Origin of the sequence: Streptomyces sp. NK08204, from assembly GCF_020400585.1 — a bacterium.
GTDB lineage: Bacteria > Actinomycetota > Actinomycetes > Streptomycetales > Streptomycetaceae > Streptomyces.
Genome location: NZ_JAINVF010000009.1, coordinates 119,977 through 144,012, shown reverse-complemented (window position 1 = coordinate 144,012; position 24,036 = coordinate 119,977). Strand labels below are relative to the sequence as shown.

Sequence of the window (24,036 nt, the reverse complement as noted above, 5' to 3'; positions counted from 1 at the left end):
GTTCCGTATGTGAGCGAGGGTGTGCGGGATCGCCGAGCGGGGCCCGGTGCGGATGACTGCGGCGCACGTTCGGACCTGTCCCTGATCACACGTGTCCGGCTGGGCGGATGCTCGTGGATCTTGTGGCTCCGAATCGGACTTTACGTCAACCGGGGGCGGAAGTCAGTCCCGGAAGGGTGACGATGATCCGGCAGCCACGAGCGGATTCGGCCACACCGATCCGGCCGCCGTGCAGATCCACCGCCCACCGGGCGATCGCGAGGCCGAGCCCGGTGCCGCCGTCGCTGCCCGGACCGTGCGGCCGGGTCACCGACCCCCGGTTGAACCGCTCGAACACCCGGTGCCACTCCGAGCGCGGAATGCCGGGCCCCTCGTCCAGCACCTCCAGCTCCAGCGACTCCGGCTGCGGCCCGCGCCGCGCCCGTACGGTCACCCGGCCGTGCGGCGGGCTGTGCTTGACCGCGTTGTCGATCAGGTTCGCGACGACCTGGTGGATGCGCTCCGGGTCCGCGTGCGCGGTCAGCTCCGGCGGGGAGACGTCGAGGTGCAGATGGACGTCGGTGCGCGTGTGGCTGCCGGAGCCGGAGGCGATGCCCGCGCGCGCGGAGGCGACCATGTTGGCCTCCTTCAGCACGCCCGACAGGTACGGCCACACCTCGAAGCGGCGCAGCTTCAGCGGTACGACGCCGTTGTCGAGCCGGGACAGGTCCAGCAGGGTCTCCACCAGACGGCCGAGCCGCTCGGTCTGTTTCAGGGCCGTCCGCATGGTCTCGGGGTCGGCCTCGGTGACCCCGTCGACGATGTTCTCCAGGACGCCGCGCAGGCCCGCGATCGGTGTGCGCAGCTCGTGCGAGACGTTCGCGACCAGCTCCTTGCGCTGCTGGTCCTGTGCCTCCAGCTCGTCGGCCATGACGTTGATCGTCTCGGCCAGGTCGCCCAGTTCGTCACGGCGGTTCTCGCGCACCCGGCGCGTGTAGTCGCCCTGCGAGATCGAGCGGGCCACCGCGTTCATCTCGTCCAGCGGCGCGGTGAGCGAGTGCGCCACGAACTGCGTGATCAGCAGCGTGGCGATCATCGAGAACACCGTGATGAAGCGCAGCTCGGTCTTGGTGTGCACCGCGATCACCGACAGACCGGTGGTGATCAGCACCGAGATGACGACCAGAGCGCCGAGCTTGGTCTTGATCGAGAACGGGCGTACGCCGCCGCCCCAGGGTTCCTCCACGGGATACCCGGGGCTCGTCGTTGCGGTCTGCCGCCCGGCGCCGCTCACGGGGTCGGCGTCTCCAGCGCGTAGCCGACGCCGTGCACGGTACGGATCCGCTCGGCGCCGATCTTCCGCCGCAGCGCCTTGATGTGGCTGTCCACCGTCCGGGTGCCGGAGGCGTCCGCCCAGTCCCACACCTCGGCCAGCAGCTGCTCACGGGAGAGCACCGCGCGCGGGGTGTTCGCCAGGCACACCAGCAGGTCGAACTCGGTGGGCGTCAGGTGGACGTCCTCCGACTTCACCCGCACCCGGCGCTGTGCGTGGTCGATCTCCAGCTCGCCCAGGCGCAGGATGCCGGAGCGGGGGGTGGCAGCGGCGAGGGCCGCCCGTTCCACCCGGCGCAGCAGCACGTGCACGCGCGCCGCCAGCTCCCGCATCGAGAACGGCTTGGTCATGTAGTCGTCCGCGCCGACCCCGAGGCCCACCAGCATGTCGGTCTCGTCGTCCCGCGCGGTCAGCATCAGCACCGGCACCGGCCGCTGCGCCTGCACCCGCCGGCAGACCTCCAGGCCGTCGAAGCCCGGCAGCATGATGTCGAGGATCAGCAGGTCGGGCTGCCAGGCCTCGGCCGTTTCCACGGCGGACGGTCCGTCGGCCGCGGTCTGCACGAGGAATCCCTCGGCACGGAGCCGGGCCGCGATGGCGTCGACGATCGTGGGATCGTCCTCGACCACCAGCACCCGGCGCTGTGCGCCTGGGGTGCTCGCCGCCGCGCCGGTCTGGGAGGTGTGTGTCTGCTCCATCGCCCGCCCCTGTTGCCTATGTTGCTTTCCGGAATCCGTGGGGTGATCCCATGACTGCGATTGACGCTTGAATGATCCGCGTCAGGAAAGCACCCTACGGGGACTCGCCGTGCCGTCGCTATCCAGGTCGGACGGCGAGGTGCACCGCGTCCGGAACGCCCCGGGCAACGGGCACCTCTTCGGTACGCACCTGCTGGAACCCGGCATTCCGCAATGTTCCTTCGAATTCCGCAGACGGCTCGGCAGACCATACGGCAAGCACCCCACCAGGCCTCAACATCCTTGCGCAACAGGCCAGTCCGGCGGGCGAGTACAGTCCGTCGTTGTCCTCGGTGACCGTCCATCCGGGGCCGTTGTCGATGTCCAGGCACAGGGCGTCGAACGTGTCCGACGTCTCCTCTGCGTACGTCACCAGATCGGCCTCCACCACCTGGGTGCGCGGGTCGGCGAGAGCGCCCGCGGACACCTGGGCCAGCGGTCCGGACCGGTGCCAGTCGATGACGGCCGGCTCCCGTTCCACCACCGTGATCCGCCCCCAGTGCGGGTTCGCGGCGGCATGTGCGAGCGAGAACCCGACCCCCAGCCCGCCGACCAGCACGTGGGGCGCCGGCCGCCCGTCCAGGGCCTGGTACGCGGCGTCGACCAGCAAACGCTCCGAGCGGCCGTCGGAGGTGTCCATCAGGAAGCAGCCGTTGGCGATGATCTGCAACAGCTCCCCGTGTCTGCGCAGCACCACTTCGCCGAAGGGGCCGTCGCGCCGGTCGAGGACCACGGGAGCGTCATACGCGGCAGTCATGCACCCATCCTGCTCGAACGGGGCTTTGCGGGCGCGGGAATTACGGATGTCGAGAGAGCCGCGGGTACCCGTTCGTGTGACACGAGGGCGTTCCCCGGCGCCTTTCGGACCTGAGAGGTCGCTGTGCATCGGCTCTCGCGTGGCGCCGGTCATAGACAGGGGCCCGCGGAACACGAAGGCTGGGGCGCGACGGAAGGAGCGCCACACCGTGGAACCGACCGCGACGGGCCCTGCGACGGCCGCGTCCCCGCCCCCGCCGGGCACGCCCCTTCCCGATGGTCCCGCGTCCCTGGTGGCACCCGGCATCGCCGGCCTCCTGGGCGGGCTGCCGCGCCGGCGCGGTGTCGCGGCGCCCGCGGCCGCCGCGACCGGGCCCGTTGCCGCCGCGGCGCAGGAGCGCGCACCCCGGTCCCGCCCGTGGCACGTGCTGCCGTCCCCGACGCGTACGCCCTTCACCTTCACCTACGCGGTCGTCCTGGCCCTCACCTCGCTGTTCGCGGCGGTGGCCGACCAGGGGCTCGTGCACATGCTCTACCGGGAATCCAGCACGGACGTCGCCCACTTGGTGCGCACCCCCGTGCTGGTGCTGGTGGCGAGCGCGCTGTGGGTCGCCGGCGGGGTGCTGTCGCCGTACATGCTCGCGTTCGTGCTGGTGCTGAGCGGGCTGGAGCGGCGGATAGGCGGCGCGCGGGCCGCCTGCGTGTTCCTGGCCGGGCACGTCCTGGCCACGCTTGCGACCGAGGTGCCGGTGGGACTCGCGGTGCTGTTCGGGCACCTTCCCGGCAGCTCCCTGCACCGCCTCGACTACGGCATCAGCTTCGGCGTCGCGACCAGCACCGCCGCCCTGGCCGGCCTGCTCACGCCCTGGCTTCGCCGCTCCCTCCTCGCCCTGACCGCCGGAACCCTCCTCGACGACCTGATCGCCTACCGGGACCCGATGACGAACTGGGGCCACGTCATCGCGCTCGCGATCGGTGTCGCGGCCTGGCCCTTGGTGCGCCGCTGGGCGCACCACCGAGCCTGACGGGGGCTGCACGAGCTCGAAGGGGGACTGCGGCGACCGGCGGACACCTCCGGGTCACCCCCTGATCGCCCACAGCGAACACCGACCGGGAACACCGGTGCACTCGCATTAGTTGAGTCGGCATAGCTCAAGTTGACTGCCGAAAGGGAGATCATGGCTACTGAGTCCACAGCGTTCACGCTCGCCCTGCCCGTGCTGCCGCTCGACGACGAGGTCGTGCTGCCCGGCATGGTGGTCCCGCTGGACCTGAGCGATGCCGAGGTGCGGGCCGCGGTGGAGGCCGCGCAGGCCGCCGCGCGTTCGGTGCCCGGCAAGCCCAAGGTGCTGCTGGTGCCGCGCATCGACGGCACGTACGCCAAGACCGGCGTGCTGGGCACCGTCGAGCAGGTCGGCCGGCTGGCCGACGGCGACCCCGGGGCCCTGATCCGCGGCCGGAGCCGGGTGCGGATCGGCGCGGGCACCACCGGGCCGGGCGCGGCGCTGTGGGTCGAGGGCGCGCGGATCGAGGAGAGCGTGCCGGAGCCGCTGCCGGGCCAGGTCACGGACCTGGTCAAGGAGTACAAGGCGCTGGCCACCAGCTGGCTGAAGAAGCGCGGCGCCTGGCAGGTCGTCGACCGCGTCCAGGCCATCGAGGACGTCTCGGCGCTGGCCGACAACTCCGGTTACTCGCCCTTCCTGACTACCGACCAGAAGGTGGAACTGCTGGAGACCGCCGACCCGGTGGCCCGGCTGAAGCTCGCCACCCAGCAGCTGCGCGACCACCTCGCCGAGCAGGAGGTGGCCGAGACCATCGCCAAGGACGTCCAGGAGGGCGTCGACAAGCAGCAGCGCGAGTTCCTGCTGCGCCGTCAGCTGGAGGCCGTCCGCAAGGAGCTGCGCGAGCTGAACGGCGAGAAGGACGGCGAGGAGTCCGATGACTACCGCGCCCGCGTCGAGGCCGCCGACCTGCCGGAAAAGGTCCGCGAGGCCGCCCTGAAGGAGGTCGACAAGCTGGAGCGGGCCTCCGACCAGTCGCCCGAGGGCGCGTGGATCCGCACCTGGCTGGACACCGTCCTGGAGCTGCCGTGGAACGAGCGCACCGAGGACGCGTACGACATCCAGGGCGCCAAGGCGGTCCTGGACGCCGAGCACGCGGGCCTGGAGGACGTGAAGGAGCGCATCATCGAGTACCTGGCGGTGCGCAAGCGGCGCGGCGAGCGCGGCCTGGGTGTCATCGGCGGCCGGCGCGGGGGCGCCGTACTCGCCCTCGTCGGGCCGCCCGGTGTCGGCAAGACCAGCCTCGGCGAGTCCGTCGCGCACGCCATGGGGCGCACGTTCGTCCGCGTCGCCCTCGGCGGCGTCCGCGACGAGGCCGAGATCCGCGGCCACCGGCGCACGTACGTCGGCGCGCTGCCCGGCCGGATCGTGCGCGCCGTCAAGGAGGCCGGTTCCATGAACCCGGTCGTGCTGCTCGACGAGATCGACAAGGTGGGCTCGGACTTCCGGGGCGACCCGGCCGCGGCTCTGCTGGAGGTCCTGGACCCGGCGCAGAACCACACCTTCCGCGACCACTACCTGGAAGTGGAACTGGACCTGTCGGACGTCGTCTTCCTCGCCACCGCCAACGTCCTGGAGGCCATTCCGGAGGCGCTGGCCGACCGTATGGAGATCGTCCGTCTGGACGGTTACACCGAGGACGAGAAGATCGTCATCGCCCGTGACCATCTGCTCCCGCGCCAGCTGGAGCGGGCCGGTCTGCACGCGGAAGAGGTGACGATCGAGGAGGGCGCGCTGCGCAAGCTGGCCGGCGAGTACACCCGCGAGGCGGGTGTGCGCACGCTGGAGCGGTCCGTCGCCCGGCTGCTGCGCAAGATCGCCGCGCAGCACGAACTGGGCGAGCGGAAGCTGCCGTTCACCGTCCGGGACGAGGATCTGCGGGGCCTGATCGGCCGCCCGCACCACGTGCCCGAGTCCGCCCAGGACCCGGCCGAGCGCCGTACGTCCGTACCGGGCGTCGCGACCGGTCTCGCGGTCACCGGAGCCGGTGGTGACGTGCTCTTCGTGGAGGCGTCCCTCGCCGACCCGGAGACCGGCGCGGCGGGCCTGACCCTGACCGGTCAGCTGGGCGACGTGATGAAGGAGTCGGCACAGATCGCGCTGAGCTTCCTGCGCAGTCACGGAGCCGAACTGGAGCTGCCCGTCGGCGACTTGAAGGACCGCGGCGTGCACATCCACTTCCCGGCGGGTGCGGTGCCGAAGGACGGCCCGAGCGCGGGCATCACCATGACCACGGCCCTCGCCTCGCTGCTCTCCGGCCGTCTGGTCCGCACGGACGTGGCCATGACCGGCGAGGTCTCGCTGACCGGCCGGGTGCTGCCCATCGGCGGTGTCAAGCAGAAGCTGCTCGCCGCGCACCGAGCCGGGGTGACCACCGTGATCATCCCCAAGCGCAACGAGCCCGACCTGGACGAGGTCCCGGCCGAGGTGCTGGACAAGCTGGACGTCCACGCCGTGTCCGACGTCCGCCAGGTCCTGGAGCTGGCGCTCGCGCCCGCCACGAACGGCGCGACGCCGGAGGTTCCCGTGGCGGCGTGACGGACGCTTCGGGAAGGCGAGGCCCGGGTTCCGCGAGGGATGCCCGGGCCCTCGTCGTGCCCGTACCTGGCCGCGCAACGCCGTCGGCGGCGCCCTGCTCCCCACGAGCGTGCCGTTCGCAGCACCGGCGCCGCACGGTCAGGCCGCAGCGGCGGGCCTGGCCGGCCGCTCCCGGCACGACGGACACCACCGATGACATGGCGACGGCCGGCACCGGCGGCACGGCGACGACGGCCACTGCCGACGTGGAAACGGAGGCGAGGGCGGAAACGGCGGCGACGGCACGGGCACCATGCCGGTCCGTACGGCGCCCGGCCAGGCAGGCACGGGCGGTGCCGGCGAACGCGGCGGCCGGGGCAGCTGCGGCGGCCGGGACGGCAGCAGTGGGAGCAGCGGCAGCGGCAGCGCCCCCGACCCCCGACCCGACCACCCACCCGGGCCGCGACCAGCCCCCCGACCACTCACCCGGGGCGCGACCAGCCCCCCGACCACCCACCCCCGACCACTCACCCGGGGCGCGCGACCAGCCCCCCGACCACCCACCCCCGACCACTCACCCGGGCCGCGCCCAGACCCCCGACCGCTGACCCCCGGCCCACGACCGGCGATCCCGCCCCCCGAGGCCCCCGTCCACGCCCGAGCCGGGCCCCGCGTCGAACGGGGACGGGGCCTCGCGCGACTGAACCGGCGGTCAACCCACCCCGTGGCCCACCGACTGCTCCGCCCACACCGTCTTGCCGATGCGATCGTGCCGGGTGCCCCAGCTCTCCGCGAGCTGGGCGACCAGCAGCAGACCCCGGCCGCCCTCGTCGAAGATGCGGGCGCGCCGCATGTGCGGGGTGGTGCCGCTGGAGTCGTAGACCTCGCAGATCAGCTTGTCGCCCTGGTGGATCAGGCGGAGCCGGATGGGCGGGCGGCCGTAGCGGATCGCGTTGGTGACCAGCTCGCTGACCATCAGTTCGGTGGTGAAGACGGCCTCCTCCAGCCTCCAGTCGGTCAGCTGGTCGGCCACGAGGTGGCGGGCCCGGGAGACGACGGTGGGGTTGTTGTCCAGGTTCCAGCCGGCGACCCGGTCGGCGTGCAGGGCGCGGGTGCGGGCGATGAGCAGGGCGATGTCGTCGTCGGGGCGATGGCTGAGCAGTGCGGTGAGCACGTGGTCGCAGACGGCGTCCAGGGTGGCGGCGGGACGGGCGAGCGCGGCGAACATCCTGTCCAGCGCCTCGTCGACGTCGTGGTCGCGGGCCTCCAGCAGCCCGTCGGTGTAGAGGGCGAGCAGGCTGCCTTCGGGCAGTTCCGTCTCGACCGCCTCGAACGGCAGCCCGCCGAGTCCCAGCGGCGGTCCCGCAGGCACGTCGAGGAAGCGGACCGCGCCGTCCGGCGTGACCACGGCGGGCAGGGGATGACCGGCCCTCGCGAAGGTGCCCCGGCGTGACACGGGGTCGTAGACCGCGTACAGGCAGGTGGTGCCGATGCCGCCGGCGGTCTCGGCGGACGGGTCGGCACTGCCCTCGTCGGCGGCCAGGCGCAGCACCAGGTCGTCGAGGTGGGTGAGGAGTTCGTCGGCCGGCAGGTCGACGTCCGCCAGGGTGCGTACGGCGGTGCGCAGCCGGCCCATCGTGGCGGATGCGCGCATGCCGTGGCCGACGACGTCGCCGACGACGAGGGCCACCCGCGCGCCGGACAGCGGGATCACGTCGAACCAGTCGCCGCCCACGCCTGCCCGGGTGGCCGCGGGAAGATAGCGGGTGGCGATCTCCAGAGCCTCCTGGTCGGGCAGTGTGTGCGGGAGCAGACTGCGCTGGAGGGCCATGGTGGTGGTGCGGGCCCGGGAGTAGCGGCGGGCCTCGTGGATGCCGACGGCGGCCTTGGCGGTGTATTCCTCGGCGAGCTGCAGGTCCTGGGGGCCGAAGGGCACGCGTCCTCGGTGCCGGCCGAACAGGGCCACCCCGAGCGTGGTGCCCTGGGCGAGCAGCGGCACCACCAGCAGTGAACGGGTCCGCGACGCGCGCAGCCACGCCGTGCCCGGGTTCAGTGCCGCCCACTCGCTGACCGCCGGGTCCGTCGTGTCGTACAGCATCGCGCGGCCCGCGGCCAGGCACTCGGCCGGGGGTGAGCCCGCCGGGCAGGCGACCGCCTCGCCCACGCCGGCACCGGTCCCCGTCCTGGTGGCTGTGTCCCGGGGGTCTGTGCCGTGGAGGTGGGCCGTACGCAGGGCGGCGCGGCGCAGCAGGACCGGACCGGGGGCGGTCTCGTCCGGGGACTGCGGGGAGTCGAGCAGGTCGACGACCGTGACGTCGGCGAGCCGGGGGACCGTGACCTCGGCGAGTTCCTGTGCGCCGTGGGTGAGGTCCGGGGTGGAGCCGGCCCGGTACGTGGCCTCGGGGGAGGGGTGCGGTTCTGCGGAGGCCTGCGGGCGGCTCTGTGCGGCCAGGCAGACGGCCCGCACCCGGCCGTCGGGGTCCTTCAGCGGGGTGAGGACGGCGGGGCGGCCGAGGTCCGGGCCCAGGCGGGCGTCGGCCTCCTGCGGGCGGCCGGTCTCCAGTGCGAGCCGCATCGTCCGGTGTGTCTCCTCGCTCGCCGGACCGGGCACGATGTGCGTGAGGCGCAGCCCGCGCATCGCGGCTTCGGGCAGGGAGAGCGCGCGTTCCAAGCGGCGGTTGGCGCGCATCAGGCGCAGCTCGGTGTCGAAGATCGCCAGCGGGAACGGGGACTGGAGGAAGGTCCATTCCTCCAGGGGCTCGCCCCGCGGCTGCGGCCGGGCCGCCACGGCGGTCACCAGGAGCCAGTCGGTGCGCCCGGTGGCGGAGGTGCGGCGGTGGGCGAGCAGTGCCAGTTCCAGGGAGTGGCCGTCGCAGTGGCGTACGGGCACGGTGCCGTTCCAGCGGTCCTGTCCGGCCAGGACCCGCCGGGCCGCGGCGCCCTCGGCGGCGAGCAGGCGGGCGGCGGGCCGTCCGAGGACCGCGGAGGATTCGTAGCCGAGCAGCCGCTGGGCGCCCTCGCTCCAGCCGGTCAGGATGCCCCGCTCATCGATGGTGGCTGTGGCCGTGTACGTCGACTGTTGCTCCATCGCCGCTCATCTCGCCCTTGTCGCCCTTGCTCGGCAGGCTCTCCCTGACCAGCATGATCCCGGGCGGCGCGGAGCACCAACGCGGCGACGGCGACCGTCCGCGGGGGACGGCCGCCGGATGTGCCGGTGACGGTGGTGCGGGCCGGGCCTAGCCGAGGGCCAGGGCCTGTACCCGGTCCAGGGCCCCGTTGAACTTGTCGTGGTCCCCGACGGTCGGGCCGGAGGAGGTGTACTGCCACATCGTGTAGTACGACCAGCCGGCCGGCAGCGTGCCCGGGTCCGTGGAGTAGCGGGCGATCCACAGCGGGTTGTTGACGGCGAAGCCGCCGTAGTTGCCGGTGCACTGGGTCCACCAGCTGGTGGCCGTGTAGATCACGGCCCAGCGGCCGGTGAGCGAGTGGTAGGTGTTGATGAAGTCGGCGATCCAGCTGACCATCCCGCTCTGCGTCTTGCCGTAGCAGGCGGAGCCGTAGGGGTTCCACTCGATGTCGAGGGCACCGGGCAGGGTCTTGCCGTCCGCGGACCAGCCGCCGCCGTGGCTGACGAAGTAGTTCGCCTGGGTGGCGCCGCTCGTGGTGTCCGGCGTCGCGAAGTGGTACGCGCCGCGGATCATGCCCACGTTGTACGAGCCGTTGTACTGCTGGGCGAAGTAGGGGTTGGTGTAGTACGTGCCTTCCGTGGCCTTCGTGTACGCCCAGCGCACGCCGCTGTTCCACAGGGTCGACCAGGCGACGTTCCCCTGGTAGCCGGCGACGTCGACGCCCTCGGTCTGGGTAACGTCACCGGTGGTGGGTGTGCCGCTCTGCCCGTCGTGGGCGAGGACGCCCATGCCCATGTAGGCCGAGCCGCGGGCGGGGGTGGTCGCGGCGTGGGCGGAGGTGAGGGGAAGGGTGAGGGCGAGCGCCGCGAGGAGGGCCGTGACCAGGACGGCGAGGGGACGCGGGCGGATGGTGCCGGGTCTGTGCACAGGCATGACGTGCCTCCGGGGAGAAGGTGGGGGAGTCGTGAGGGGACCACTGAGCCACTGGCGTGGGCATGCCAATAATTGCCTGATAAAGAAGCTACGCCCGTAGACAGAGGTGTGGGAAGGGGGTCCGGGCACCGCCGATGGTCTATGCCTGCGAAATACTTACGGAGCTGCGGCAATGTCGGCATACGACAGAAAACTTTCAGAAGCGCGAAACCAGTCAGGGGTGCTGACGTGCACGAGGACGGAAACGGCGACACACATCCCGCCATCACGGAGGTGACGGCCGGGGGTGCCGACCAGGAGTTCCTGGCGCTGGAGCGCGAGTTGACCGTGCTGCTCCGGCGTGCCCGCGCCAGCCAGGGGGAGATGGCCCGCGAGGTCCACCCCGACCTGGAGTCCTCCGCGTACGGGCTGCTCGTCCGGCTCGACGAGCAGGGCGGCCGGCGGGCGACGGAACTCGCCGCCTACATCGGCGTCGGCAAGGCCACCATGTCCCGCCAGCTGCGCGCCCTGGAGGACCTGGGCCTGATCACCCGCGAGCCCGACCCCGCCGACGGCCGCGCCTGGCTGGTCACCCTCACCGACGAGGGCCGCCGCCGTGTCGGCAGGGTCCGCGAGGCCCGGCGCGCCCGCTACGTCCGTCAGCTCGCCCACTGGGACCGGCACGAGGTGGCGGAACTGGCCAGGTTGCTGAACGAGTTGAACCAGGTCATGGAGAAGTAGCCGCGGCCGGGCGGGCAGACGCCGGAATCAGAGAGCCGCAGCCCGTCCCGGCTCGACGTAGACCACCGTCGCGTCGTCGTGCCTCTTGCCGGACCGCAGGCGGGATCGCTCCGTCCGGTCCGCCGCCTCCAACTCCCGTACCCGCTGGACCAGTGCCCCCGCCCCCTCCTTGGCGACGACGTCGAACAGGGCCGTCCAGTCGCCCTCACGGAACGTCTCCGTCCAGCGGGTCGCGCCGTCCGTCAGCGCGGCCAGGGCGCTCACCTCGCGCCGGGGCACGGAGCCGGTGACCGCGCGGGCGGCGACCGAGGGGTCGGCGGCGGCCGTGAAGAAACCGCCCTCCTTGTTGCGCAGGCCGGCGTCCACCCGGGCCGCGTCGACGAGGGCCGCGCGGGGCAGCCGGGCCAGACGGTCGTCCAGGACCGGAGTGACCGTGCCCCCGGGGGACCGCAGCAGCAGCGCCGAGTCGGACAGGACCAGGTACTCCACGGTCCCGGCGGACCACCGGGCCAGGACGACGGTCGACTGCGGGGTTCGCGGGTGAGAAAGGTCACAGGTGCCCGCATGGGCCGCGGCGGTGCGGCCGATGGCCCGGGAGAGAATCTCCTCCAGCGTCAGATCGGGTGCCGAAAGGGTCAGTTCGGTCAGCGCACCGCCCAGTCGCGCGGTGAACCAGGGGACGGAATGCAGACAGCCGGTCCCGTCGCTGGGCGGAGTCACTCCGTCCAGGACGATCACACAACCTCCCTGTCCGGACGCGGGTAGTCCGACTCCGGCGAAGTCCTCGTTGGGGCGGGCCGGGTCGCCGGGTTCCGAGACGAGATCAGTTCGCATCCGGTCAGTCTGCACGAGCCTTTCACGGTCTTCGTCAAAGGCTGGCAAGAGCCGCCGAATGCCTACGAGCCCGCAGGTCAGCCGCCTGGTTTGGGCGGGAATGGCTCACTCCGGGAAGGCGTGGTGGCGAATCCTGCCAAACCCTGCCGCGCGCGTCCAACCGGCCCTCCGCGCGGGGCGTTGGCATGCGCCAGAGGAACTTGCTCGCCAACTCCCCTCCGATGTTCACTCCTTCGGGTGGCGGGTCGGGGGATGCGCGACCACTGTCCACCGGCGCTGGGAGGGTCGGAACCGTACGAACCGGGTGTACGCACCACTTGGCACCGATATGACGGGGCGCCACCCGGGCCCTTGGGTAGACGAGTTCAGGATTGCGAGCACCGGTGCAGAAGAAGCGGCCTCGGCGCACAGGCAGGCAGACCCCCGTGGGGGCTGGCGGACAGAGCCCCGTGGGCACCGGCCGACCCACGCATGTGCGCACCCGGCTGATCGTCGCCGTCGCCGTGGTGGCCGCCGCCATCGCCGGAGCCGGAGCGCCCGCGCTGCTCACGGCCTCCCAGGACGTCAGCGACTCCCAGGACCTGGTGACCCTGGCCACCCGCACCCAGGACGCGCTCTCCCTCGCCCACTCCCTGGCCGACGAGCGCGACGAGGTCACCTCCTACGTCGCGGCCGGCCGCCCCAAGGCCAAGGCGCCCTCCGAGGAGCGCAGCGCCCGCGTCGACCGCCAGGTCGAGGACCTGCGCGCCGACGCCGACATCCCGGCCTGGCTGCGCGGCGACCTCGACGGCATCGCCACCGTCCGGCACGCCGCGCTCACCGGCAGGACCAACGCGCTCCAGACCCACCGGGCCTACTCCGCCACGATCGCCGAACTGCACCGGCTCGCCGAGGACCTCGCCGACCGGATGCCCCCGCGGGCCGGCTCCGGCTCCCACGCCCTGGCCCGGCTCGACGTCGCCGTCGAGCAGTCCGCCGCCGTCCGCGGTCTGCTGCTGGCCGCGCTCAACACCCCGGCCGGCACCCGGACGGTGATCAATCCCGTCACCGGTCTGGCCACCACGGTCTCCACCACGACCGCGTCCGACCGCAAGCAGCGCGACGCGCTCACCGCCGCCGCCCAGCAGGCCCGTCTGCGTGCCGACGCCGCCCTCGCCGACTTCCACGACAGCGCGCCCCGCAAGGCCGTCGACTCCTACGACTCCACGGTCACCGGGCCGGAGGTCAACTCCGCCGAGAAGTACCTGGCCGCGCTCACCGACCAGTCCACCCTCGCCGACAGCGAGCTGACGACCGACACCAAGAAGCTGGACGCGGCCCTGTCCGCCCGCGTGGACCTGATGCGGGGCGCCGAGTCCGCGCTCTACGACCACCGCACCAAGGACCTCGCGGGACTGCGCGACGACGATGTGACCGCCCTGGAGATCCGCATCGCCGTCCTCGGTGTCCTGATGCTGGTCGCCGTGGGCATCGCGGCGGCCATGGCCCGCACCCTCACCCGCCCCCTGTCGGTCCTGCGCCGGGGCTCCGCCCGGCTGGCCGAGTCGGAGGACCCGGCGGCTCAGGAACCGATCGCCTTCACCGGCCGCAACGACGAGTTCGCCCAGGTCGTCCGCTCCGTCAACGCCCTGCACGCGCACGCCGTCACGCTGCGCGAGCAGGCCGGCGCCCTGCACGAGCGGGTCGGCACCCTGGAGACCGACCGCAAGCACCTGGTCGGCCAGCGCCAGAAGATGGCCGACGCACGCGAGGAACTGCGTGCGGAACTCGACGCTTCCGCTGCCCAGTTGGAGCGGCTGCGCACCAGCATCGGCACCACCTTCGTCAACCTCGCGCTGCGCACCCTCGGCCTGGTCGAACGCCAGCTCGCGGTCATCGAGGGGCTGGAGGAACGCGAACAGGACCCCGAGCGCCTCGCCACCCTCTTCAAGCTCGACCACTTCGCCACGGTCATGCGCCGGCACAGCGAGAACCTCCTGGTCCTCGCCGGTACCGAGCACGTCCAGCAGCACCACGCTCCGGTCCCGCTGGTCGACGTCGTCCGCGCGGCGGTCAGCGAGATCGAACGCTACGAACGCGTCCGCATCGCCGCCCTGCCCCCGCACGCGCGCGTGGCGGGCTTCGCGGCGGACGACCTCTCCCACCTGCTGGCCGAACTCATGGAGAACGCCACCTCGTTCTCCCCGCCGGACCTGTCCGTCGAGGTCTCCGGCTGGCTGCTGGAGAGCGGCGAGGTGATGCTCTCGGTGCAGGACGGCGGCATCGGCATGGCCGCCGACCGCCTGGCGCGCCTCAACGCCCGCCTGGCCGACTTCGACCCCGACGCGTCCTACGACCAGGAGGGCGAGACCGGTCTCGGCCTCGGCCTGTACGTCGTGGCCCGCCTGGCCCACCGGCACGGCGTCCGTGTCCAGCTGCGGGAGCAGAAGCAGGGCGGCATCGCCGCGGTCGCGGTCCTGCCCGGTCAGCTCCTCACCGAGGCCCCGCCGGCTCCCGCCGTCCCCACCTCCACCGGCGTCGACACCCTCTCCTTGCCCGGCGCCGAGGCCGAGGCCAACTCGAACGTCCTGCAGGCCCGCGCCAAGGACCCCGACCCGCTGGTGAGCCTGGCGGAACGGGCGGCCCGCGAGGCGGAGGAGCCGGAGGACACGGATACCCACGCGCGCGCGCAGGCCACGGAGCAGCCGGCCGAGGAGGAATCCCCCGCCCGCCCGAAGGAGCCGACGGACCCCTTCCCCGAGCGCATCGCCGAAACGACGCTGGAACTGCTGCTCCCGGACCTGGCGCAGGACACCGCGACGACCACCGCGGACTCCATGTCGGACGCCGCGACGGACTCCGTGCAGGGCAGCGCACACGGCGCTGCGACGGACCCCGCGCGGGACGCTGCGGCGGACTCCGTGCACGGCGCTGCGGCGGACTCCATGTCGGACGCCGCGACGGACTCCTTGCGGGGCACCGCGGCGGACTCCGTGCAGGGCAGCGCACACGGCGCTGCGACGGACCCCGCGCAGGACGCTGCGGCGGGCTCCGTGCGGGGCACTGCGGTGGACTCCGTGCACGGCGCTGCGGCGGACTCCGTGCGGGACGCTGCGACGGACACCGCGCAGGACACTGCGGCGGACTCCGCGCACGGCGCTGCGGCGGACCCTGCGCGGGACACTGCGGCGGACTCCGTGCGGGACACCGCGGCGGACTCCGTGCACGGCAGCGCACACGGCACCGCGGCGCACCCCGCGCCGGACTTGGCGACGAGGGTCGTCGCCCAGGGGCCCGCGCCGCAGTCGCCGGTCCGTGAACGCGCAGTCGCCGACGGCGAGGCCGTGACGGCCAAGGGTCTCCCCAAGCGCACCCCCAAGATCACCACCCCCACCACCCCACCCCGTCAACGCAGCGCGAGCGTGGACGCAGAGGCCCTGCGCCGCAGGCTAGGAGGCTTCCGCAGCGGCGCACAGGCCGGCTACCGCGACGTGGAGACCGAGATCGCACGGCTCGCAGCACGGAGAGAAGACACCACGGGGGGCACAGCCGAGGAGGCAAGCAGTTGACCGCGCCCAGCACCTACGGACTGAGTAGTGAAGCCCGCAACCTGCACTGGCTGCTGACGAACCTGGTCGAGGAGGTACCCGGCATCCAGTCCGTCGCCGTGGTCTCCTCGGACGGCTTGTTGCTCCTCTCCTCCGACCCCGGCCACACGGCCGCGTCCCGCGAGATCCGCACGGCGAAAGGCCCCCGCGGCTCCTCCGCCGACCTCGCCACCATCGTCTCCGGCATCGGCAGCCTCACCGTGGGCGCCGCCAAGCTGCTGGCGTTCGGCGCGGTCAAGCACACCATGATCGCCATGGAGGAGGGCAGCCTCTTCGTGATGTCGATCAGCGACGGCTCACTGCTGGGCGTGCACGGCTCCGCGGAGTGCGACATGAGCGTGGTCTCGTACCACATGGCGCTGTTCGTCGGCCGCGCCGGCCACGTCCTGACCCCCGAACTCCGCACCGAACTGCGCAGGTCCCTGGAGGCCGAGTCGGCCGGGAGCACCCGATGAGCGGCGCACCCGGAAAACTCCCCGTGCGCGGCAGCGACCGGAAAGCCGCCCGCGTACGCCCCTACTCGCTCACCGGCGGCCGTACCCGCTTCGGCCACGTCCTCCTCGTGGAGACGTTCGTGGCCAGCACCGCGGCCCTCGAAGCCCCGGAGGAGCGCAAGGAACTGACGAACGGCTCCCTCCACACCCGGGTCATGCCGGAGATGCGGGCCATCGTCGAACTGTGCCGCCGTATGCGCACGGTGGCCGAGATCGCCGCGCTGCTGAAGATGCCGCTCGGCGTGGTCCGCGTGCTCCTGAGCGACCTCGCGGACCAGGGAAAGATCCATGTGTACGGCACCGGAACCGGTCACGGCACCGGCCGCCCGGAGCGCGCTCTGCTGGAAAGGGTGCTGAGTGGACTTCGCCGTCTCTGACGTCACCGGCGTCACCCCGCTCCTCGACGACGAGGGGCCCCTGCAGCCGTGGCAGACGGACCGCACGCGTGCCCCCGTCGCGACGAAGATAGTCGTGGCGGGCGGCTTCGGCGTCGGCAAGACGACCCTGGTCACCGCAGTCTCGGAGATCACCCCGCTGCAGACCGAGGCGCTGATGACCGAGGCGAGCGAGGACACCGACGACCTGTCGGCCACGCCGGGCAAGCTGACCACGACCGTGGCCATGGACTTCGGCCGCATCACGCTCGACGACGACCTGGTGCTCTACCTGTTCGGCACACCCGGCCAGCCGCGGTTCTGGTTCATGTGGGACGACCTGGTGCGCGGCGCGATCGGCGCCGTCGTGCTGGCCGACACCCGCCGCCTGAAGGACTGCTTCCCGGCACTGGACTATTTCGAGAGCTGCGGACTGCCGTACGTCGTCGCGGTGAACCACTTCGACGACAGCGAGGTGTTCGAGCCCGAGGACGTGCGGGAGGCGTTGACGATCCCCGCGCACATCCCTGTCATGATCATGGACGCGCGGCGCCGGATCTCGGTCATCGAGACCCTCCTGGCCCTGGTGGGTCACGCGCTCGACGAAACCCCCGAGTAAGTCCCCGTTAGGAGCCCCACTCGCATGCGGAAGATACTCGTCGTAGGGGCCGGCCAGTCCGGACTCCAGCTCGCCCTCGGCCTGCAGTCGCACGGCTACGAGGTCACCCTGATGTCGAACCGGACCGCGGACGAGATCCGTTCCGGCCGGGTCATGTCGACGCAGTGCATGTTCGACACGGCACTGGGGCACGAGCGCGACCTCCAGCTGAACTTCTGGGAGTCCCAGGCCCCGAAGACCGAAGGACTCGGCGTCTCGGTCGCAGCCCCCGGCTCGCACGACCCGGGACCCACCCAGCGCGCGATCGACTGGGTGGGCAGGCTCGACGGGTACGCGCAGTCGGTCGACCAGCGGGTCAAGATGGCCGGCTGGATGGATGCCTTTGCCGAGCGCGGCGGCCGGGTGGTCATCCACGGCGCGGCCGTCGGTGACCTCGACTACTTCTCCCGTGCCTACGACCTCGTCCTGGTCGCGGCCGGCAGGGGCGAACTGGTGTCGATGTTCACCCGCGACCCCGAGCGCTCCCCGTACAGCGAGCCGCAGCGCGCCCTCGCGGTGGCGTATGTGCACGGACTCGCCCCGCGCCCGGAACACCCGGAGTTCGACGCGGTGCGCTGCAACCTCGTCCCCGGCGTCGGTGAACTGTTCGTCATGCCGACGCTCACCCTCTCCGGCCGTGCCGACATCCTGTTCTGGGAGGGCATACCCGGCGGCCCGCTCGATGTCTTCAACGGCGTCAAGGATCCGGCCGAGCACCTCGTGCTGACCCTGGAACTCATGAAGAGGTTCACGCCCTGGGAGTACGCGCGCGCCACGAAGGCCGAACTGACCGACTCACGCGGCACGCTGGCCGGCCGTTACACGCCGACCGTGCGCAACCCCGTCGGCCGGCTGCCCGGCGGCGGACTGGTCCTGGGCGTCGCCGACGTGGTCGTCGCCAACGACCCGATCACCGGACAGGGCGCCAACACGGCGGCCAAGTGCGCCGCCGCCTACCTCGCCTCGATCCTGGAGCACGGGGACAAGCCGTTCGACGAGGAGTGGATGCAGGCCACGTTCGACCGGTTCTGGGACGACACGGCCCGGCATGTCACCAAGTGGACGAACGCCATGCTGATGCCCCCGCCGGAGCACATCCTGAACCTCATCGGCGCGGCGGGTCAGCTCCAGCCGGTCGCCGACCGCTTCGCCAACGCGTTCAACGCACCGGCGGACTTCGAGAACTTCTTCTACGACCCGGAGAAGACCGGGGCCTACCTGACTTCGGTGGCCGGAGCCTGACCAGGGGAGTCACCGTCCGGACGTACGGCACCGAGGACCGGGTAGGAAGCCAGCGGTGAGACCCGCACCCTCTCACCGGTTCTGGGTGCCTGTACGACCTTGCCGTACCCCAGGTACATCGCGACGTGCGTCGCCTCCGGGAAGTAGAGGACCAGGTCACCGGGGCGCAGCTTGCTCAGGGGAATCCTCCTCAGCCGGGCCCACTGCTCCTGGCTGGTGCGCGGGATCGGGGTGCCCGCGTGGGCCCACGCCACCGAGGTGAGGCCCGAGCAGTCGTAGGTCTCCGGGCCCGCGGCGCCCCACTCGTACGGCTTGCCGAGCTGGTCCAGGGCGTAGCGCACCGCGCGGGCGCCTCCGGCGGACGCGGGGCGGGCGGTGTCGCCCAGGGCGCCGGACGTGACGAGCTGCTGCTGGGCCGCGGCGGCCATCTGCTGTTCCAGCCGGGCGACGGCGCTGAGCTGGGCAGGGGTGAGGGAGGCCAGCAGGCGTTCGACACCGGCCAGCTTGGCGCGGACGTCGTCGCGCTGCTTCTGCTGCTTGTCGGCGAGGCTGAGCCGGGTGTCCAGCGCCTCGCGGGCCGCCCGCGCCAGCGCGTTCCGCTTGTGCTCCGCGCCGGTGAGCCGCCGGACCGTCTCGGAGCGCTCACGGGCGAGCCGGCCGATGACGTGGCCCTCGTCCAGCGCGTACTGGGGGTCACGGGCGAGGAGCAGCCGGACGTAGGGGGACAGGCCGCTGCTGTTCTGATACTGCTGCCGGGCCAGCCGGCCGGCGTCGGTGCGGCTGTCCTGGAGGGACAGGCGGGCGCGGGCCAGCTCGCCGTCCAGACGGGTCACCTCGGCGCGCTGCCGCTTGAGCTTCTCCGTGGTGGCGTTGTAGGCCTCGGTGGCCGACTCGCTCTTGCGGTAGAGCTGCTGAAGGTCCGTCAGCAGCTGGGCGACCGACCGCTGCGGTTCGGGAGCGGCCGCGGCCGGTGCGGGCACGAGGACGGCCTGGGCGGCCAGCACCGTCGTGCAGACCAGGCGTGGAAGCACTCCTGACACGTCATCACCTCCGGTACGGGGCAGGCGGACCGTCCACCTGTCTCCGCACCGCGAGGATCGAACGCGTCGGCGCGGGGCGCGCGCCGAGTGTGCGCGGTTCGGCGCAACCGTGTCACCCGTCGGCGTCGTCCGGCTTGCGCGGCGGCGTGGCGTCTGGCTTCGACCAGGGCCACCTCACCCGGTCGCGCGGCGGGCCCTCGGGGTCGTACCGGTACTTCCACCCCTGCGGCAGGCCCAGCCTCCTGCTGTGTCCGCGCGGCACGCGCCGGTAGACGAGCACGGTGGGCGGGCCGCCTGCCGCGTCCGGGACGGGGATGCGGTAGGTCTTCGGGGGGTGACCGGTCGGGCCGACCAGTACGGGCAGCACGCGCCCGTCCATGGGGCCGCCCTCGAAGGGGGTGTCCTGACTCTTCACGCCCTCAGTCTCGGCCATCGGCGGCGAGGGCGGCGACGACGGCGGCCGTCTGCGGGTCGCGTCCCGCGGTGACCGTGAGGACCGCCACGAACTGCTCGACCAGCCACTCGCGCAGCTCCTCCGCCGGGGGCTGCTTGTCCTCGTCCAGCCAGATCAGCGAGGCCGCCTCCACGGCCGTGATCCACGTCCGGACGGTCATGCGCAGCCGCGGACCCGGGTCCGTGACGCCGAGGTGGGCGATGACGTGCCGTGCGGCGGCGCGGCGCACTTCGTCCACGGTGGCCGTCGTGCTGGAGGTCTCCACCACGCTGCCGCCCTGGAGCAGCGCGCTGAACCCGGTGGCGTGCCCGTCCACGAAGGCCAGATAGCGGTCGAGGACGCGCGACAGACGGGGCAGCGGAGGGCCCTGGCGGGGCTCGTCGAAGCAGCGCGTGAGTTCCTCGGCGGCCGACCCCAGCGCGGCCTCGTACAGCTGCTGCTTGCCGCCGGGGAAGTACCGGTACACCAGCGGCCGGGAGACTCCGGCCGCCTCCGCCACGTCGTCCAGCGACACGTCCTCGGGCGCGCGGTGCGCGAAGAGGGTGAGGGCGGCCTCGAGGAGCTGGCGACGCCGCTCCTCGACGCTGAGCCGGCGGTAGGCGGGGGTGGCGGCCTGGGGCGTCATGCCCCGCAGCGTAATCGGACGGTGAAGAAGCCGCGCAGCGGCCGTCACGCCCCGGCCTAGGCGAGCAGCCCCGACGACTTCCACAGCCGCCTGCCGACCCCCCGCAGCACCCCGATGTCGTCCAGGAAGTCGGTGAGCCGCTTGGCCCCCGTCTGCATGACCTCCCGGCGATGGCCGCTCGCCTTCACCTGGGCCATGGCCTGCCGCTTGTCGAGGCCGACGTTGGTGTACACCTCGGGGTTGACGAAGGCGACGGAGAAGACGCGGGCGAACTCGCCGGAGGTGACCCGGGTGAACTCCTGGGACCACTTCGGCGCGGTGAGCATCTGGCGGCGCAGCTCCTCGCGGGCGTACCGGACGTGCCGCGCCTCCTCCACCACGTGGATGCGCGTGACGCCGCGGATCAGGGGCTGCACCCGCTCGTCCGGGAAGGTCAGCCGCTGCATCCAGTCCAGGACCTCCTCGCCGAGCAGCGTGGCGGTGAAGGAGCCCGGTGTGGTGGAGATCGTCTTGAACAGGCGGCCGAGGTTCTGGTGGGCGCGGCTGACCGGGTACCACGGGGTGCCGCCGTGGGAGATGAGCCGGGCGAACATCTTGGAGTGCCGGCACTCGTCCTCGATCTCGGTGAGCGCGTAGCGCACGTGCGCGCTCGTCGCCGCCTTGTCGTAGATGTGCCGGACCAGCAGCTGCATGAGGATGATCTCGAACCAGATGCCGAGCGACGCGAGTGCCGCGGCCTCGTGCTGGGAGAGCAGGATCCGCTGCTCCTCGCTCATCCGCTTCCACATCGGTGTGTCGTAGAGCGACACCAGCTCCGGTGGCCAGAACCACTTGCCCTCCTCGAAGGGGGCGTCCCAGTCCAGCTCCTTGTCCGGGTCGAAGGAGTGCTTGGCGGAGGAAACGAGCAGCCGTTCGGCCACCTGCTCCCGGTCCTTGAGCAGGCCGAGCGCGTCGCGCAGGCCGTCCAGCGCGTCGGCTTCCGTCAGGGTCGTCATGGCTCCCTCACATCGTTACCCGGGGTACGTCGTCCGCCTCTTATGAGACTGCCTGTCAGCAAGACCGTCAATCCCTTGGGTGCGACTTGTTGACTTGCGGTCTACGTGTGACCCTGCCGGGTATGCCGACCTTCGACCTGTACGCCAACAACCCCCCAGAACCGCACTGGCAGGTGCCCGCAAGCGGGTCCGCCAGGTTCAGCTGGGAGTACGACGACGGCCGTGACCGGCTCCTCGCGCTGTATCAGAAGGGCAAGGACAAGCAGTGGGACGGCCAGAAGCGCATCGACTGGGACCTGGAGGTCGACCCGTCCGACCCGCTCGGCACCCCGGAAGAGGCGATGAGCCTCTACGGCACCCCGTACTGGGCGAAGATGACCGAGCGGGACAAGGGCGAGCTGCGGCAGCACTACGCCTCCTGGCAGTTCAGCCAGTTCCTGCACGGTGAGCAGGGGGCGATGATCTGCGCCGCGCGGATCGTGGAGTCCGCGCCCGACATGGACGCCAAGTTCTACTCGGCGACCCAGACCATGGACGAGGCCCGGCACGCCGAGATCTACGCCCGGTTCCTGCACGAGAAGATCGGAATGGTCTACCCGATCAACGACAACCTCCAGGCCCTCCTCGGCGACACCCTGCGCGACAGCCGCTGGGACATGCCCTACCTGGGCATGCAGGTGCTCATCGAGGGGCTGGCGCTGGCCGCCTTCGGCATGATCCGGGACACCACGAACAAGCCCCTGCCCAAGCAGATCCTGGCCTACGTCATGCAGGACGAGGCCCGGCACGTGGCCTTCGGGCGCATGGCGCTGCGCGACTACTACAAGCAGCTCACCGACGCCGAACTCCGCGAGCGCGAGGAGTTCGTCATCGAGGGCTGCTACCTGATGCGGGACCGGCTGCGCGGGGTGGAGGTCCTGGAGAACTTCGGTATACCGAAGGCCGAGGCGGAGGCGCTGAGCGAACGCTCCGAGTTCCTCCGGCTGTTCCGCAAGCTGCTGTTCAGCCGGATCGTGCCCTGCGTCAAGGACATCGGCCTGTGGGGCGAGCGGCTGCAGCAGGCCTATGTCGACATGGGCGTCCTGGAGTTGGGGGACTCCGACCTGGACCTGCTGATGGCCCAGGACGAGGAGATCGCCGAGCGGCTGGACGCCCAGCGGTTCGCCGTGGAGGAGCGCGAGCGGGTGGCCGAGGTCGAGGAGGCGATCGAGACGGGGGCATCCGGCGACTGACGCTGCCGGGGCGGGGAGTACGGTGCTGGCGTGTCCATGCCTCCCCCGCCGCAGTCCCCGTACGCCCAGCAGCCTCCGCAGGCGCCCGGCCCGTACGGCCCACCGCACCCGCAGCAGCACCCGTACCCCCAGCAGCAGCCCTACGGCGGCCCCCAGCCGTACCCGCCGCAGCCGTACCCGCCGCAGCCGTACCCGGGCTGGGGCATGCCGCCCATGGGCCCGCCCCCGAAGCGGCGCCGGATCGGGCTGGTGCTCGGCATCGTGGGCGGGGTCGTCGGCCTCGGCGTCGCCGGGCTGGTGCTCCTCGGGGTGTTGATCGACAGCGGCTTCCCCGCGGCGAAGAACCGGCTGACCCTGCCGCAGCAACTGCTGGGCGGCACGTACACCCTCGCCGAGGACCTCTCCGACACCGCGGGGCAGAAGGTCGAGGACGAGGCCGACGGCGCCTGGGACGCCAGGGACGTCCACGCCGTGGTCGGCCGCTACAGCCCGGGCGGCGACGGTTCCAAGGGCTCACTGCTGGTGTCGGGCATGTACGGGCGGTTCAAGAACCAGGACGACGTCCGGCGCAGCATGCTCAGGGGCGCCGCCGGGGCCGAGGGCGTGACGGTCGACGAGCCCGCACAGGACGTCACCCCGCCCGGCGCCGACGTCAGGATCAGCTGTGAGGTGCTCACCCAGAAGCGGGGCCTCGTCACCGTCCACTACCCGGCGTGCGCCTGGTCGGACGGCAACACGGCGGCCATCGTCGGCGAGGTCGACCTGACGCGGAACGCACCCACCGACGTGGACCTCCACGCCGCCGCCCGGCACACCCTCGAGATCCGCGCCGAGATGCTCAGGCCGGTCGGCTGACCTCCACCGCATCGGCGGCCCCGGGCGGGAACGACGTCCGCAGCGAGAAGGCGTACGGCGTCGGGCCGTGCGCCCTCAGATGCAGCAGCCGTTCCTCCGCCTCGGCGACCGTCGGCCGGTGGCCGGCCGGCACCCACCACAACGCGGTGACCGCCTCCTCCAGCCGCTCGAAGAACTCCCGGCGCCGGGCCAGCAGCTCCCGGTGCAGCCCCTGGTACATGAACGCGGTGAGCGCGTTCGTGTCCCGCCACACCGACATGTTGACGATCAGCCACTCGTCGCCGAGGACCGGGATGTCGGTGGCGTTGCCGGAGTCGTTCTGCAGCCGCCACACGAACCCGTCGGAGACGTCCGCCACCGCGTTCACCGGGTCGAGGTTGTCGACGAAGTCCTTCAGCTGGGGGGAGTCCAGGGGGTGCTTGAGCCGGGCGATGTTGACCTGGGCGAGTTCGTACGCGGGTGTCTGATTCGTCATGGCCGCA

The 24,036-nt window shown here is 72.1% G+C and carries 21 protein-coding genes; 10 read left to right on the top strand and 11 right to left on the bottom strand.

Features of this window, described 5'->3' with window-relative positions; genetic code table 11:
- Positions 1-145 precede the first annotated feature (145 nt).
- The 3 genes from K7G59_RS16660 to K7G59_RS16650 all read right to left on the bottom strand — a co-directional run bounded on the left by K7G59_RS16660 (position 146) and on the right by K7G59_RS16650 (position 2,806).
- Complete coding sequence (locus K7G59_RS16660; protein ID WP_225835114.1) at positions 146-1,225, bottom strand: ATP-binding protein; 1,080 nt, start codon at positions 1,223-1,225, stop codon at positions 146-148.
- 44 nt (positions 1,226-1,269) lie between these two features.
- Positions 1,270-2,010 carry a response regulator transcription factor gene (locus K7G59_RS16655; protein WP_225834878.1) on the bottom strand — a complete coding sequence of 247 codons (741 nt, stop codon included), beginning with the start codon at positions 2,008-2,010 and terminating at the stop codon, positions 1,270-1,272.
- A 118-nt stretch (positions 2,011-2,128) separates the two neighbouring features.
- Positions 2,129-2,806 carry a spermidine synthase gene (locus tag K7G59_RS16650; RefSeq protein ID WP_225834876.1) on the bottom strand — a complete coding sequence of 226 codons (678 nt, stop codon included), beginning with the start codon at positions 2,804-2,806 and terminating at the stop codon, positions 2,129-2,131.
- Between the two features lie 208 nt (positions 2,807-3,014).
- Here K7G59_RS16650 and K7G59_RS16645 point away from each other — a divergent pair, with 208 nt between their 5' ends.
- Positions 3,015-3,830: a rhomboid-like protein gene (locus K7G59_RS16645; RefSeq protein WP_225834874.1), complete on the top strand. Its 816-nt coding sequence runs from the start codon at positions 3,015-3,017 to the stop codon at positions 3,828-3,830.
- A 153-nt stretch (positions 3,831-3,983) separates the two neighbouring features.
- Positions 3,984-6,404 (top strand): endopeptidase La, encoded by a 2,421-nt coding sequence (gene lon, locus K7G59_RS16640; protein ID WP_225834872.1) that lies wholly within the window; start codon positions 3,984-3,986, stop codon positions 6,402-6,404.
- Between the two features lie 691 nt (positions 6,405-7,095).
- Here the strand turns inward: lon and K7G59_RS16635 are convergent.
- Entirely contained in the window at positions 7,096-9,471 is a 2,376-nt protein-coding gene (locus K7G59_RS16635; protein WP_225834870.1) for a SpoIIE family protein phosphatase, read from the bottom strand.
- 148 nt (positions 9,472-9,619) lie between these two features.
- A complete protein-coding gene (locus tag K7G59_RS16630; RefSeq protein WP_225834868.1) occupies positions 9,620-10,444 on the bottom strand; it encodes a lysozyme in 825 nt (274 codons plus the stop codon).
- A 228-nt stretch (positions 10,445-10,672) separates the two neighbouring features.
- Here K7G59_RS16630 and K7G59_RS16625 point away from each other — a divergent pair, with 228 nt between their 5' ends.
- The gene (locus K7G59_RS16625; protein WP_225834867.1) at positions 10,673-11,164 is read left to right on the top strand and encodes a MarR family transcriptional regulator; all 492 of its coding nucleotides are present in this window, start codon (positions 10,673-10,675) and stop codon (positions 11,162-11,164) included.
- A 27-nt stretch (positions 11,165-11,191) separates the two neighbouring features.
- On the opposite strand, the gene K7G59_RS16620 is transcribed toward K7G59_RS16625, so the two are convergent.
- The gene (locus K7G59_RS16620; protein WP_225834864.1) at positions 11,192-11,998 is read right to left on the bottom strand and encodes a protein phosphatase 2C domain-containing protein; all 807 of its coding nucleotides are present in this window, start codon (positions 11,996-11,998) and stop codon (positions 11,192-11,194) included.
- A gap of 449 nt (positions 11,999-12,447) precedes the next feature.
- Here K7G59_RS16620 and K7G59_RS16615 point away from each other — a divergent pair, with 449 nt between their 5' ends.
- From K7G59_RS16615 to K7G59_RS16595, 5 genes are read left to right on the top strand one after another with little or no spacing between them, the layout of a single operon-like run.
- The gene (locus tag K7G59_RS16615) at positions 12,448-15,546 is read left to right on the top strand and encodes a nitrate- and nitrite sensing domain-containing protein (RefSeq protein ID WP_374114240.1); all 3,099 of its coding nucleotides are present in this window, start codon (positions 12,448-12,450) and stop codon (positions 15,544-15,546) included.
- Positions 15,543-16,040, top strand: a complete 498-nt coding sequence (locus K7G59_RS16610; protein WP_225834860.1) for a roadblock/LC7 domain-containing protein — start codon at positions 15,543-15,545, stop codon at positions 16,038-16,040. Before K7G59_RS16615 ends, K7G59_RS16610 begins: the two co-directional genes overlap by 4 nt.
- Positions 16,037-16,456, top strand: coding sequence for a DUF742 domain-containing protein (locus tag K7G59_RS16605; RefSeq protein WP_225834858.1), 420 nt, complete (start codon positions 16,037-16,039; stop codon positions 16,454-16,456). Before K7G59_RS16610 ends, K7G59_RS16605 begins: the two co-directional genes overlap by 4 nt.
- On the top strand, positions 16,437-17,072 hold the full coding sequence (locus tag K7G59_RS16600; protein ID WP_225834856.1) for an ATP/GTP-binding protein: 636 nt from the start codon (positions 16,437-16,439) through the stop codon (positions 17,070-17,072). The genes K7G59_RS16605 and K7G59_RS16600 overlap by 20 nt, the downstream gene beginning before the upstream one ends.
- A gap of 24 nt (positions 17,073-17,096) precedes the next feature.
- On the top strand, positions 17,097-18,353 hold the full coding sequence (locus K7G59_RS16595) for a styrene monooxygenase/indole monooxygenase family protein (RefSeq protein WP_225834855.1): 1,257 nt from the start codon (positions 17,097-17,099) through the stop codon (positions 18,351-18,353).
- On the opposite strand, the gene K7G59_RS16590 is transcribed toward K7G59_RS16595, so the two are convergent.
- The 4 genes from K7G59_RS16590 to K7G59_RS16575 all read right to left on the bottom strand — a co-directional run bounded on the left by K7G59_RS16590 (position 18,326) and on the right by K7G59_RS16575 (position 21,467).
- Positions 18,326-19,393, bottom strand: a complete 1,068-nt coding sequence (locus K7G59_RS16590; protein ID WP_225834853.1) for a C40 family peptidase — start codon at positions 19,391-19,393, stop codon at positions 18,326-18,328. The genes K7G59_RS16595 and K7G59_RS16590 overlap by 28 nt on opposite strands.
- 112 nt (positions 19,394-19,505) lie before the next feature.
- Positions 19,506-19,808: a hypothetical protein gene (locus tag K7G59_RS16585; protein ID WP_225834851.1), complete on the bottom strand. Its 303-nt coding sequence runs from the start codon at positions 19,806-19,808 to the stop codon at positions 19,506-19,508.
- 4 nt (positions 19,809-19,812) lie between these two features.
- Positions 19,813-20,472, bottom strand: coding sequence for a TetR/AcrR family transcriptional regulator (locus tag K7G59_RS16580; RefSeq protein ID WP_225834845.1), 660 nt, complete (start codon positions 20,470-20,472; stop codon positions 19,813-19,815).
- 56 nt (positions 20,473-20,528) lie between these two features.
- Positions 20,529-21,467 (bottom strand): diiron oxygenase, encoded by a 939-nt coding sequence (locus K7G59_RS16575; RefSeq protein ID WP_225834843.1) that lies wholly within the window; start codon positions 21,465-21,467, stop codon positions 20,529-20,531.
- A gap of 122 nt (positions 21,468-21,589) precedes the next feature.
- On the opposite strand from K7G59_RS16575, the gene K7G59_RS16570 reads away from it, so the two are divergent.
- Together K7G59_RS16570 and K7G59_RS16565 are read left to right on the top strand one after the other, a co-directional pair.
- Positions 21,590-22,699 (top strand): ferritin-like domain-containing protein, encoded by a 1,110-nt coding sequence (locus tag K7G59_RS16570; RefSeq protein ID WP_225834837.1) that lies wholly within the window; start codon positions 21,590-21,592, stop codon positions 22,697-22,699.
- A gap of 36 nt (positions 22,700-22,735) precedes the next feature.
- Positions 22,736-23,554 (top strand): hypothetical protein, encoded by an 819-nt coding sequence (locus K7G59_RS16565; RefSeq protein WP_225835112.1) that lies wholly within the window; start codon positions 22,736-22,738, stop codon positions 23,552-23,554.
- Here the strand turns inward: K7G59_RS16565 and K7G59_RS16560 are convergent.
- Positions 23,538-24,029: a DUF3291 domain-containing protein gene (locus tag K7G59_RS16560; RefSeq protein ID WP_225834836.1), complete on the bottom strand. Its 492-nt coding sequence runs from the start codon at positions 24,027-24,029 to the stop codon at positions 23,538-23,540. The genes K7G59_RS16565 and K7G59_RS16560 overlap by 17 nt on opposite strands.
- Positions 24,030-24,036 lie beyond the last annotated feature (7 nt).